The organism is Micrococcoides hystricis, assembly GCF_042434215.1.
In the GTDB taxonomy this organism is placed as follows: domain Bacteria; phylum Actinomycetota; class Actinomycetes; order Actinomycetales; family Micrococcaceae; genus Micrococcoides; species Micrococcoides hystricis.
The window spans coordinates 159856-173153 of the sequence record NZ_JBHLUB010000031.1 but is presented as its reverse complement, the minus strand read 5'-3'; the positions used below and the strand labels follow the sequence as shown (position 1 = coordinate 173153).

Here is a 13298-nt window from a genome sequence, read left to right as displayed (position 1 = left end):
TCACCGGCATCACATTCAGGGCTGCTTCGACGAACACGGATTCTTGCATGGTCGGTGGTATTGTCGTGCGTAGTTGTATTGATCTAGGTTCGAAGGAATCAACATCCACATGCGCCCTGTCATTATGCCGATTTACGGGACTCGCCCAGAAGCAATCAAGATGGCTCCCGTGATCGCCGAGCTGCAGAAGTCGGACGTCTTCGACTGCAAGGTTGTCTCTACCGGCCAGCACCGGGAGATGCTCGATCAAGTCAATAATCTCTTTGGTATCGAACCGGATATCGACTTGAACGTCATGCGGCCAAACCAAGGACTGTGTGGCATTCTCACCCGCACCATTGATGGGTTGGACGAGCTTTTCAAAGAGGAGAAGCCAGACGCGGTCATCGTTCAGGGCGACACCACCACCGTGACCGCCGGAGCCATGGCTGCGTTCTACCACTCGATTCCAGTCATCCACATCGAGGCTGGCCTGCGCAGCCACGACCTCTTCTCCCCCTTCCCGGAAGAGGCCAACCGGAAACTGACCACGCAGATCTCCTCACTGCACTGCGCACCTACTTCGGTCTCCAAGCAGAACCTGCTCAACGAGGGCGTCAATGCTGATGACATCGTTGTCACCGGTAACACAGTCATTGATGCGCTGCTGACCACCGTGGAGAAGCAGGTTCCGTTCTCGGACCCGCAACTTGAAGAGCTTGCCGCCTCCGGCAAGCAGGTCATGTTGGTCACCACGCACCGCCGTGAGAACCAGGGCGATGCCATGCGCGGAGTTGGTCGAGCAATCGCCCGAATCGCTAAGGCTAACCCGGAACTACAGATTGTCCTGCCTGCGCACAAGAACCCTGTGGTCCGTGAAGCTGTGCTGCCAGCACTTGAAGGACTCGACAACATCATTGTCACCGAGCCTCTGGCCTACGGTGAATTCACGCGCATGTTGTCGCTGGCCCACATTGTGCTGACTGATTCCGGTGGAGTCCAGGAAGAGGCACCTTCTCTCGGCAAGCCGGTCTTGGTGATGCGTGACAACACCGAACGCCCAGAAGCCGTAGATGCCGGGACCGTCCTGCTGATTGGCACTGATGAGGAACGCGTGGTTGACGAAGTCACCAAGCTCCTGACCGACTCGGCGCACTACGCGACGATGGCAAACGCCGTGAACCCCTACGGCGACGGCCGTGCAGCCGAACGCACCGTGGCAGCCATTGCCGAACTACTCAAGGTTGGCAAGCGCATCGACGAATTCGGCACAAACGCATAGAAAAGCGAGTCCACGATGGCCATTTCAGAGAACCAGACACAGCACGAATTGCTTGAGCGATTGCGACAAGAAGTTCGCGCACGCCAAGCGGTGGAACGTGAGCTTGTTCAGGCCCTGCGGACTCAGGCAGCCCTGCGCAACGAAGTTGTGTTGCTCAGAAAGGTTCTCAACGCGCGTTCAGTGCCAGATTTCGTGGCGCTCACCGCGTTGCGCCGGGCGAAAAAGCTGGCTCAACAGGGGCCGCGTCAGGTCGCAGGCAAGACCGTGTGGGCAGCACGACGCCGCGCAGGTGCCGTGAAACGCCGTGTGCTTCAGCAAGGCAAGTAGGTTAGAGGACCGCCATACCCGTGAGACGTGCATCTGAAGAACTGATCCAAGAACGCATCAGCGAACTTCGTAAACAACTGATCGCTGATGACAAGTTTTTGAAGTTCTTGGAGCCAGACCATTTCGACCCTGAAGCCCTCAAGGCAGAACACCAAAAGTCCCAGCCTCGGCGCACACCCGCTCAAGATCTGTTTGCGGGTGAGAGTTTGGTGGCCCGAAAAAATAAACTGGCTAAGAATGCTTTTCGCCTTCCCGAGCTCTCTGCCGGCATTGCCACCAAAAAGGTCCAGCAGCGTATCGGCATCATTTGTGATGAGTTCTTGTATAAGAGCTTTGTCGGGCTGGCAGACTTTGTGCCGATCACCCCGGAAAACTACCGGGATGTGGGTGACATTGATGTCCTCCTTCTAGCCTCTACGTGGCGAGGCATCGACGGAGTGTCCTGGCAGGGTGTCACGCGGCGAGATGGTGAGTTGCAGACGCTTCTGCTGCACACAATCGTGCCCTACTTCCGTGGCCAAGATGTCCCGATAGTCTTCTATTCCAAGGAAGACCCACCCAACTTCATCCACTTCCTACCGTTCGCGAAGGTTTCGGACGTCATCTTCACCAGTGCGGAAGAGATGATTCCTCGCTACCAAGAAGAGTGTCCTCAAGCGGAGTCGATCGGTGTTCTTCCGTTTGGTGTCAATCCCCTGCATCATTCCCCGCTCGGGCACCGTAGTGGAACCCAAGATGTCATTCCATTTGCCGGTTCATGGTTCAACCACAAATATGCGCCCCGCGGAAAATGGGGACGACAAATCTTGCGTGGGGTCGTCAACAGCAGCCGCCATGACCTGCTGATTTTCGACCGCAACTCAGATTTGGATCGGGACCGTTACTATTTCCCGGTTGAGTTCTTGGGCGCCGTGATGCCGAGTATCGGCCATGACGAATTACTGAGCCTGTTGCGCTTGAGCGATATTGCCATCAATCTGAACTCTGTCCAAGACAGCCGGACAATGTATGCCAACCGGGTGGTCGAGCTGCAAGCAACGGGCACCCTAGTGCTGAGCAACTACAACGCAGGTATCAACTCGAGATACCCCCAGGTTCATACCGCCAACTCCGCACGGGACGTCCAAGACTTGCTCGAGAACCTAAAACTTGGTGAGCTGCGCCGAATCCAGGCCGACGGGATCCGTGATGTCTTCACTCACGATCTGACAAGCTACCGCATTGATGACATTCTGCGCAGCGTTGGTCTTCAGGGACCAGAGCGTCACCTGCGCGTCGCTGTCACGAGCAGTGACATTGATGATCAGTTACGCACGGATTTTGCAGCTCAAACATACGGGAACCTCGAAGTCATCTCTGAGAATGATTTCGCGGCTCGTGCCGCCGAGTTCGATATCCGTCTCGATGCTTCCACCGACTTCGCCTACGGCCCGCACTATGTCCAAGACATTGTAAATGGTTTCCACTACTCTGCTGCTAGTTCTGTGCAAAAAGTCGTGGGAACAGTCGAGTCTACGGACAAGTTGTCACATCAGTATCGGCGAGATATTGATGGCACTGGTTCCAGCGCCACCTATCTTGGAGTGCCACAAATAGAAGAACCACAAAGTTGTTACGTACTGGATAACTTTGAAATTCAAACACGCGGTGTCGACAAAGTTGTCCTTCAACCGGCGATAGACCGCCCAGCGTTCTCCGTCATTGTGCCGATTTACAACAACGGCCGACACCTAGAACACAAGTGTTTTGCATCCTTGCGTCGTTCCAGCATGTTCGAGCAGATGGAAGTCATCTTCGTTGACGATGGCTCTACCGACCCATTGACTCATGAAGTCATCGATCGGCTCGCAGCGCAGTACCGCAACGTCAAAGTGTACAAGTTCCCCGCCGGTGGCTCAGGCAGCGCGTCCCGGCCCCGCAACAAAGGCTTGGAACTTGTTACCGCTGACTACGTCACGTACCTAGATCCGGACAACGAAGCGCTCAATGATGGGTTCGCCGCACTCTGGCAGGAGCTGCAAGAAACCGGGGCTGACTTTGCTCTTGGAAATATGTCTCGATGGCGCAGCGGACACCGAGTTTCTCGCTACGTCGGGATCCTTCGCTCCCGTCTCAAAGCACTTTCCGAGAGAATCATCCGACTGCAGCCAAGAAGTATTGTTGACCTGGGCTTCCAACCGATGAGCATCCAAGCTCTCATGGCGAACACCGAGTGGCTGACTTCCTTGGGGATCGAGCAACCGGTCGGTGCCGTTGGGCAAGACTCGTTCTTTTTCCAACAGATGTTCTACTACGCGACATCGATCGCGACCGTAGGCAAGACGATTCACACCTACTACGGTGAGGTGGCGGATTCGGTTGTTAACACGGTTTCAGCTCGATTCTTCGAGAAGTATCGCCCTCTCGAGGCGGCCCGAGCAGCGTGGCTCCGAGAAATCGGACTTCTTGAAGAGTACAAGGAAGCTCGATTGGAGAACTTCTTAGGTGGCTGGTACTTGGCCAAGCTCCCACAGGTCATGGCATCTGAGGTTGCAGCTGCCGAACAAACAATCCTCGATCTCACCGATTATTACGGTGGATTCGCGTGGTCGGACCCAGTGATCATTGAGTTTATGCAGCGCAAGGGCAAGATCACAGAGACCGAAGCCGCCGCGCTCATGAAACAGGCGGAGCAGAATGAACGTTGACACACGCTACTCACAGGCCCTGTACGACTTAGACGTTTCCAGCATCAATGCGATAGAAAACGACTGGCGGACAACCTTCCAGCAACTCACCTCCGCGACGCTCATCAAGGCCATGGGCCAACGACTCGGCAGGTCTCTGCGCGAGACCCGCGAGCTGGCCGAACTTGCCGAACTTCTTTTCTCCGCTGGGCACCGGAACCTTGCACTGAAAACTTTGTCCCGGCTTCCGCGACAAGAACGAACCGCGCATATCACTGATTCGGAACTGATCGAGCAAATTAAGTCAGTTCCGCAGAATCAGGTATCCGTTGCACGGAACGCCACCGTTGTGGTCCTGTATGAAGACGAGTCCGAGCTAGAACTCCTCAACCCTCTTCTACATGGCAAACTCCGACGCAAGAATGTGCCATTGCCCCAGAAACCAACGGTTGGTGTTCAAGGAGGAACCAGCGCTCATGGAGAGCTGCAAGCTATCGCGGAACAGCACTTGGCGCAGCCGAATACTGTCCTCATCACCATGGCAAACGGCCGGTCCGAGACCGATGTCATGACCTTGTCGCGACTTAGTGACTCCCCTGCTGTCATCGTTCAGATCGACAGCGTTCCCGGCACTGCCTTGCAGCATCGTCCACTACCCTTTATCCCCATCGGAAAAAGCCGTGACTTTCCCCGCAGTTGCTGGCTCCGTTACTCGCTTTCACGCAAGCAAGACCTTCAGGCTTGGGATGTTGCCACGGGTTCGGCCATCACGGTGGATCCGACTGCACCGTTTTTCTCGATTGCCGTGAATCAACTGATTGCACGACAACTTCTGATCCACGATTTCATGAGTTTCCCTGCCGCGCCTCTGGGTTCGGTGCACGATCAGCCAGCTCCTGTGACACGTTGGTTTACTCGCGACCGGCACGATATCGGACGGCTCGGTATTGTCCCGACACAGATGATCGCGTCGGCTTTGGACTTTTTCTGGAGTCTTGACGCACCAAGCGTGGCAGAGCAGATCGTGCAGGCCCGATTAGAGCAAGCGGTCGCCTCTTTGGATGAAACACTCCGAGCTGAGCTGCTTGAGCTTGCCAACTATCTTCAGCATCCTCAATTCCTGCACCAAGTCAACGTGCGGGAATTGTGGGTGAACAATGAGTTCGAATCTATCGGTGCGTATTTGCGGTGGATGAACACGACTCCGGATACCGAAACCAGCAGACTTGCAACCCAAGCCGATGCCGCAGTTGAGCTTGAGCGGCTACTCAAAGAACCTGCCGCAACTGCGCGAACAGATCAGCCTGGTGAAGAACACATCGTGTGCTTCCTACACGCATCGGTGCCTCAACAGTCCGGTGGCTATGCAATCCGAGCACACGGCATTTTCACCAACTTGGCCGATCATGGCGTGAAGATTACGGCAATAACGCGCCCCGGCTATCCGGACACCGCCCAGGGACATGTCGTTTCTGATGTGGTTGACGGCATTGAATACCACCGTCTCCCCGGCTTGGAGTCATATAACCATGGCGAAGCCAGCTACATGCTGGAATGTGTAGAGGTCTACAAGCAACAACTCCTCCAGTTCAAAGCAACCAAAGTTCACGTTCGTTCCACGTATCTCATCGCCATCCCGGCGATCATCGCTGCGCGCCAGCTCGGTCTGAAGATCGTGTATGAGGTATCGGGTCTGTGGGAACTCGTTTACCAAGAATCAGAGCCGTCATATTCCTTGCACAAGCGAGCACCGTTCGGTGAATACTGGGAAACCCTTGCTGTCCAATATGCGGACGAAGTGCTCACCATGAATGCGCCAATGACCGATCTGTTGCTAGAACGTGGAGCCGACCCTCAGCATCTGAATCTGGCACCAAATGCGGTCGACACACGGCAGTTCACGCCGTCCTACTCCACCCTGCGCACCACGCCGCGGATCGGCTACATCGGTTCGATCGTCGCCTATGAGAATTTGGACCTATTGGTGCGGGCAGTGAAAGTCCTCCGAGATGAAGGACTGCGATTCGACGTCCGCATTATCGGTGACGGAAACGCTGCTACCCACGTGCGATCCTTGATCAGCCGAGTGGGTGTCGACGATGTGATTTCAATGCCCGGTCGAATACCACACGACCAAGTGGCCGAAGAATACACGAAAATGGACATCATGGCCTATCCGCGTAAATCCACGTTGGCGACCGATACAGTCACCCCGCTGAAGCCATTTGAGGCGCTGGCGATGGGCAAAGCCGTCGTGGTTTCAGACGTTCCGCCGCTACGAGAGATCGCTGGTGACGGCACGCGTGGCCTAGTCTTTCAAGCCAACAAGGTTTATGCCCTCGCAGATGCGCTACGTACCCTCATCACCGACTGGGAGCTGCGCGAAGAGCTGGGCAAAGCCGGCCGGCAATGGGTGGAGCAAGAACGCTCCTGGTCGACCGTTGTCGACGCGTTCACGGACGCCTACGCCAAACTTTAACAGTCCAGTACAAAACGTCGAAGGCCGGTCAGGAAAATTCCTGACCGGCCTTCAGACCATTGGATTATAGGTTACGCGTTTTTCTTTTCGTCCCAGAATCCGCGAGTGTCGATAACAGTCTTATCAGCCAAAGCTGCCTTGTCGATCTCTGCGAACTTCTCGTGGTCGACCAGCAGCAGGACGATGTCTGCGTTCTTGACAGCGTCATTCATGTCAGCAAATTCGACGTTCTTGAAGGCGCTGAGCTGCTTCGGTAGCTCTTCGACGTGTGGTTCCACAATCAGGAACTCGGTCTCAGGCAGATCGGTCGCGAGCTTTTGAGCAATCGCAATCGATGGGGATTCACGCAGGTCGTCAATGTTTGCCTTGAACGCTAGGCCCAAAACGGCAACCTTGGCGGACTTAGATTCCTCAAGTGCCTTCTCGACCTGTTCGATCACCCAAGCTGGTTTGGCGTCATTGACCATACGGGCTTGTTTGATGAGCTGAGATTCTTCAGGCAGGGCAGAAACAATGAACCATGGGTCTACCGCGATGCAGTGTCCACCTACACCTGGGCCCGGCTGCAGGATGTTGACACGCGGATGGTGGTTGGCCAGCTCGATGAGCTCCCACACGTTGATCCCAAGCTTGTCAGAGATCACTGACAGTTCATTGGCGAACGCGATGTTCACGTCGCGGTAGGAGTTCTCCACCAGCTTTGCCATTTCGGCGGTGACATCGTCGGTGAGCAGGATTTCGCCGGTGCAGAACGCAGAGTACAGCTTCTTAGCTGCTTCCGCGCCTGCCGGGGTGAGGCCGCCAACAATACGGTCGTTCGTGGCAAGCTCGATCATGATGCGACCTGGCAGCACACGCTCCGGGCAGTGAGCAATGAGCATCGAATCCATGTCGAGGTCCGGACGCTGCTCTGCCAAGTAGTCAGCCATGTGCTGAGTGGTCTTTGGCGGTGAGGTCGATTCGAGAATGATCAGCTCGTTGCCTTCAAGCTGCGGCGCGATACCCCGAATAGCGGCCTCAATGTAGCCCAAATCGGCGGTCTTGTCGTCGTTGAAGGGAGTCGGAACAGCGACAATGTACGCGTCTGCTTTCGGAGTTTCGGTGCTGGCCGAGAGGTTTCCATCCTTGACGGCTTTCTCGACGAATTCAGCCAGATCCGGTTCAACGAAAGGAACCTCTCCGCGGTTGACTGCATCCACGGTGTTCTGGTTTACGTCAACACCGACAACTTTCAGACCGTTGTTGGCCAAGATAGCTGCAGTCGGCAGACCGATGTAGCCAAGGCCAATCGTGGCTACAGTTTTGAAGTCTCGCATTTAAGTCGTTCTTCCTCATTCTTCTGAATAGACAGTAGATAGTTTAGTGCGCTTATGAGCACGGATGGCAATTAGGCACCGTGTTTTCAGTCTTTAGTTGCAGGAAACACACCTTGATCACGTAAACGCTGCTCCACGACCGGGTACAGCGACTCAACAAAGAGCTCAGTGAGGTGGGAGCCATCCCGATAGGTCATCACGGTACCCAAGACGGGGTAGCATTTCTCATCATCGCAAATCTGGTCACGCACCGACACCGACGCGACGCCAGCAGGATTCTGCTTCATGGCCTCCGTGATGAAGGAGTTGGTCTTGAACGCATTCTTCACAGAACGGGTGCACGCCATAGGATCGTCAGGATGAGCTTCTAAACAGACCGGTACTTTTTCTCCGAACCGAGGAACCTCTTCAAACGCGACGACTTCTTTACCGCTTGCCTCTAGTTCCTTGAAGACTTGGACGAGTCGATTGACTCCGTGTTTCTCGTCCCTTTCACCATCCGGTCCTACGTAAGGACGATCCACTGGTGAGGCTGCGAAAAAGACGTACTTGATCTCGTCGTGTTCTTCGACAAACTTGAACGCATCTTTCACATGCTCAGTACAGATGTCCGCTTCTTTGCCAGCATTGCCCGTGGACGACCGTTCTAAATCGATCGGAGTACAACCGCTGCGGGTGAAGGTCTTGACGCGGAGGCCATGGTCTTTACCTAACTGGTCGATGACCGGGAGCCAGGCTGTGGCGTGGGAATCGCCAATGATGACGGCATTGGCAGGTTCATTGCCGTCTTCACCGAGCACGCAGTCTGGATTCTCGTTGGCGTCAACGGCAGCCTGACATTCCATGAACGAGAAATCCCGGTTCTGCGCCATAGCGGTAGCCGGATTCGGATACGGTCCGCTGGTGCCCTCCAATGGTTCGCAATTATTGGTCAGAGCGCCGGAAGCGTAGCAACGGTCTTCCTGGCTCAATTGTGGGGTGTTTTCCTGGGCGATGATTTGGGACGGGATCAACAAGACAGACCCGCTGATCACCACCATGCCAGCCAGCATCATGGCCAACGATGGCTTTGTTCCTTGGAGTTTGGGGGCAAAGCGAGCAGGGTCCTCAATGAGGTGCTTGGAAGCCCAACCCAAGAGCAGTGAGAGCACGAGCACAACCACTTTGTGGTGCCACAGGAATTCATCCAGCCGGTACTGTGCCAGCACAATCAGCGGCCAGTGCCAGAGGTAGACCGCATAGCTCCAGTCCCCCAACCATTGTGCGGGTTTGGTGCTGGCCCACCAGTAAACGCCCGTTCCGGGCTTGTCGGAACCGCAACATAGCAGCAGGCCCGCTCCCAGTACCGGCAGCAAGGCGATGTAACCCGGGAACGGCGAGTTGCCATCAAAGAGAAACGCTGCCGCAAGGATCATGGTGACACCGAGCCACCCCAAGGTGTTGCCGAGTTTGCCGTGGATTTGGACGCCCAAGAGGGCAATCACGCCACCGACCACGAATTCCCACATTCTGGTGGGTGTGACGAAGTAGGCTTCAGCCTGATTTTGTGCGGTGAAGATCACCGAGATCGCCAGCGACACTACCCCGACAATAGTCAAGACCGTGAGAGCGACGGTTCGGTAGTTCACGGTATTGTGCTTGGCTCGCATCGTGGCGAGGAACACCGCCGCTAACAAGATGAGCGGCAGAAAGACGTAGAACTGTTCCTCAATGGAGAGCGACCAGTAGTGGGTAACCATATTGCCCTCATCCGTTTGGGCAAGATAGTCAACGGCGTCAAAAGCTAACGCCCAGTTCTCCACGTACAGCGTCGAAGCAACGATGTGCCGGATATTCGTGGACCACGTGGTGCCCGGCATGAGCAGCAACATGGTGATGAAGCTGAAGATCAAGACGGTGAAGGACAAGGGCAGCAATCTGCGGATCCGTCGAGACCAGAACCGTCCCAGCCTGATCTTTCCCGTTTGCAGGAGCTCCTTGAATAAGTGTCCGGTGATCAAATAGCCGGAAATGACGAAGAAAACGTCTACACCTACGAAGCCACCGGTGATGCGGTTGGGCCAGAGATGAAACAGCAGTACCACCGCAATGGCAATGGCTCGCAGTCCTTGAATCTCCGGTCTAAAACCAGCGCCTATGTCCTTTTGTGGCTTGATGGGTGTAATCGTAGGCATTAGCGTCCTTTCAGCGTCAGAAGAAGCTCAGTTTACGGCATCAAGCTGACGATAAAGACCAAGGTAGGTTCCGGCATTCACGGTCCAGGTGCGTGTCTCCAAGACCCACTCGCGCCCAGCGGAACCGAGTCGGCCCGCTGTGTCTGGGTTTTCAAGGAGCTCGGCGATCGCTCGCGCAAAACTCTCCGGGTTCTCTGCCGTCGCTACAAGACCGGTTTCTTGGTCTTTGACAACCTCATGCAGTGCTGGGATATCGCTGACAATCACCGGTTTCCCGAGTGCCGATGCCTCAACCGATTTCAGCGGTGTTACCGAACGAGTAACCAACGTGTCTTTGCGTGGCACCACGAAAACATCCAGTGCAGCTTGGTAGAGCGGGGCAAGCTTCTTCTCCACCCGACCGGCAAACTGGACACGATCAGCAATTCCCAAGGATGCGGCTAGGTTCTTCAAACTCTCTAGTGCTGCACCGTCACCGGCTATAAGCACTCGCAGTCGCGGAAACTCAGGCGCCAGCAAGGCAGCAGCCCGCAACAAGTCGTCAAGCCCTTCGTAGCCGACCACACTGGTCACCGAGCCGACGTACTGTGCCTGTGGATCGAGACCCAGCTCGTGACGGGCTTGGTGCGTATCGTGTGGCTCAGCGGTGTAGCTCTGCCCTACAGCGTTGGGGCAAAGACAAATGTTGTTCGGATCGACACCGACGCGGATCAGATTCTGTTTCATGTGCTCGCCCAAGGTGACGACCGCATCTGCGGTCCGCGCCATTTCTGCCTCACGAGCGTTAAAAAGCTTGTATCGTTCGGTCTCGTACGCCCAAGTACCCCGGTTGGAAGCCCACGTGTCTGCGAGTTGGCCACGAACTTCGTACACCCACGGGATCCCGAATGCTTCTGCCACGGCGCGGACCACCAACGCGTTCACATAGTGCGTCGTGGTGTGTAGGACTGCAGGACGGAAGCTGCGGACATGTTCAGCCAGCATCTCAGCCGATTGCTGCAGCTTTGCCTCCAAGCCGAGCCGCATCCGCAGCGGGGTCTGACGGTAGTATCGAATGCCTTCAATCTCGTCATAGCTGGGTGCAAAGAATTGCCCGACAAGTGCCGGATAGCCTAGACGGGTCACCGCTTGAGGTTCAAGACCTGCCTCGAGTTGGGCTTCAAGGATCGCTTGCGTGCGATAAGCGTAGCCTGAACGCGAATGTGGCAAGGAGTTGGTCAAGACGTGCAGGACGCGCCCCTTGATCGGAGAATAACCACGTTCAGCTTCGATCTTCGGGCTGGAGGTCGTAAGTGAGGCATACTCAGCTTCTAAGAGCCTGCGCTGGTATCCCTCCCCCGGCACCGACGGGTCGAGAAGCTCGATCGCGTCACTGAGCTCACCCCGCCACGCCGCGAGACGAGCTTTCGCACGTCGAGCATAGCTCGTTTTATTGTTCAGCTGATCCAACAATTGCTGGGCTTCGTCTCCCAAGCCGACACTGACGCAGGTATCGGCAAGTTTGCACAGGAAGCGAGCATTGCGTTCCGTGCGGGGTAACTCCAGCGCTTGTTCGGCACGTTCCTGCAATGGGTCCGTCTTGCCGGCTGCAGCCTCATAGAGTGCCGGAGACCAGCTTCGTTCGGTATTGAACACACGTGCAAGATTTCGCAACAGCGGCAAAGTAATTGTGCTTGGGAACCGGCGTGAAGCCAACAGAATCAGCACGGCCGGGTCTGCTTGCAGCCGAGTCACAAGAACAGAAGGGATCAATAGCAGATTTCTTGCTACACCCGATGCTTGTTCGATGTTGAGGCTCACGGTTGTTCGTTCCTTAGGGATTCTGAGGGCAGGGCAACGAAGCTAGCCTATCGCCCATTTGTTCTCTGACATGCAAGCACGGCACAGCTAGCGCATGTGAGATCGTGGCTGCTGCACGACTTCCTTCAGCAGTGCGATCAAGCTGGCGGTACGGGATCTCGGTGAGGCCTGCACGGCAAACTCCGGATCAATGCTCACCACCAACTCCTCTGGGTTTTCTTTCAGTCCTGCCCAGTACGCGGCGATCTGCGTTGGGTCCGCGGCAACGACGCTGTCCGGTTGGTAGCGTTTCACCAGCTCCGCTGCTTCACCTTTCAGAACCGCAGTGAGCTTACGGCCCAGTGCCAAGAGTTCGTAGGTCTTTGACGGGACGGTCCGCAGAAACGACGGCCAATCTGGGCGTAGCGAAACAATGCAGGTATCGGCCGCTTCGTAACACACCTGGAGGTCAGCACCAGAGCAAGGATCAAGGAAGGTGGCCGGTGCCTGAAGATCTTCCGCCAAAGAGATAAGCGCGTTCTTTTGGGTGCCTGTCCCGACCAGCGTCATATCAATGTCCTTGGCCGCCAGCGCCGCCGCCGACAGGAGCGTCTCTAGACCTTGGCTTTCGCCGTGGTTCCCCACATAGAGCACTTGCAATTTTTCGTGTCTGAGCACACCCGGATGCTCGGTGACTTGCAGAATGTCATCTGACAGCCCGTTGGGAATGCAACGCACGTTGCTTATGCCGCGCTTTCTAAGGAGTGCAGCGAATCCTTGTGTGACTGTAATGACGGCATCAGCCTTGCGCTGCGTGTACTCTAGGACCGCTTCCATGGTCTTGCGCAGTAAATTCATGGGCAGCTGCGCATCATGTGCCAAGTCTGGCCAGGCGTCCCGCATTTCTAAGATCAAAGGACGGCGTTTCAGCAGCGAGACAAGCAGTCCTGTCGGAGCGGTGGTGAGCGCAGGTACCGTTGCGATGACAATGTCAACGTTTTTCACTCTCAAGGCCCGCGGGATCGTGGCCAGAGAACCCAAGATGTTGTTCAGCAAGCGTCCCGTGCGGGTCCCCGCTGACTGGGCGCCAGGGACCCTGTAGATCCGTTCACCGTGGTCGCCCGTTTCGGTCTTCCATGCCCCCTGCCCGGGATCAGGTTGTGGGGCAACCACACTGACGTCGTACCCTACTGCTACTAGGTATTTGGTGAACCCCGACCAGCGCCGTTGGGGTGCTGTGTCCTCCGGTGTGTAGGAGTGGGTCAGCAGAAGGATGTGCAGATTGTTTGTCATATT

General features: G+C 55.8%; 8 protein-coding genes. 4 read left to right on the top strand and 4 right to left on the bottom strand.

The window, feature by feature from the left end:
• Positions 1–109 precede the first annotated feature (109 nt).
• From wecB to ACFFFR_RS09895, 4 genes are read left to right on the top strand one after another with little or no spacing between them, the layout of a single operon-like run.
• The gene (gene wecB, locus ACFFFR_RS09910; RefSeq protein ID WP_377460037.1) at positions 110–1261 is read left to right on the top strand and encodes a non-hydrolyzing UDP-N-acetylglucosamine 2-epimerase; all 1152 of its coding nucleotides are present in this window, start codon (positions 110–112) and stop codon (positions 1259–1261) included.
• A gap of 15 nt (positions 1262–1276) precedes the next feature.
• Positions 1277–1588: a hypothetical protein gene (locus ACFFFR_RS09905; RefSeq protein ID WP_377460035.1), complete on the top strand. Its 312-nt coding sequence runs from the start codon at positions 1277–1279 to the stop codon at positions 1586–1588.
• Between the two features lie 20 nt (positions 1589–1608).
• A complete protein-coding gene (locus ACFFFR_RS09900) occupies positions 1609–4275 on the top strand; it encodes a glycosyltransferase (protein WP_377460033.1) in 2667 nt (888 codons plus the stop codon).
• The gene (locus ACFFFR_RS09895) at positions 4265–6733 is read left to right on the top strand and encodes a glycosyltransferase family 4 protein (RefSeq protein ID WP_377460031.1); all 2469 of its coding nucleotides are present in this window, start codon (positions 4265–4267) and stop codon (positions 6731–6733) included. The genes ACFFFR_RS09900 and ACFFFR_RS09895 overlap by 11 nt, the downstream gene beginning before the upstream one ends.
• Positions 6734–6804: 71 nt before the next feature.
• On the opposite strand, the gene wecC is transcribed toward ACFFFR_RS09895, so the two are convergent.
• The 4 genes from wecC to ACFFFR_RS09875 all read right to left on the bottom strand — a co-directional run bounded on the left by wecC (position 6805) and on the right by ACFFFR_RS09875 (position 13295).
• Positions 6805–8049: a UDP-N-acetyl-D-mannosamine dehydrogenase gene (gene wecC, locus ACFFFR_RS09890; protein ID WP_377460029.1), complete on the bottom strand. Its 1245-nt coding sequence runs from the start codon at positions 8047–8049 to the stop codon at positions 6805–6807.
• Positions 8050–8135: 86 nt separating this feature from the next.
• On the bottom strand, positions 8136–10223 hold the full coding sequence (locus tag ACFFFR_RS09885) for an acyltransferase family protein (RefSeq protein WP_377460027.1): 2088 nt from the start codon (positions 10221–10223) through the stop codon (positions 8136–8138).
• A gap of 27 nt (positions 10224–10250) precedes the next feature.
• Positions 10251–12023 carry a glycosyltransferase family 4 protein gene (locus ACFFFR_RS09880; RefSeq protein ID WP_377460025.1) on the bottom strand — a complete coding sequence of 591 codons (1773 nt, stop codon included), beginning with the start codon at positions 12021–12023 and terminating at the stop codon, positions 10251–10253.
• Positions 12024–12110: 87 nt separating this feature from the next.
• Positions 12111–13295, bottom strand: a complete 1185-nt coding sequence (locus ACFFFR_RS09875; protein ID WP_377460023.1) for a glycosyltransferase family 4 protein — start codon at positions 13293–13295, stop codon at positions 12111–12113.
• Positions 13296–13298: the final 3 nt, after the last annotated feature.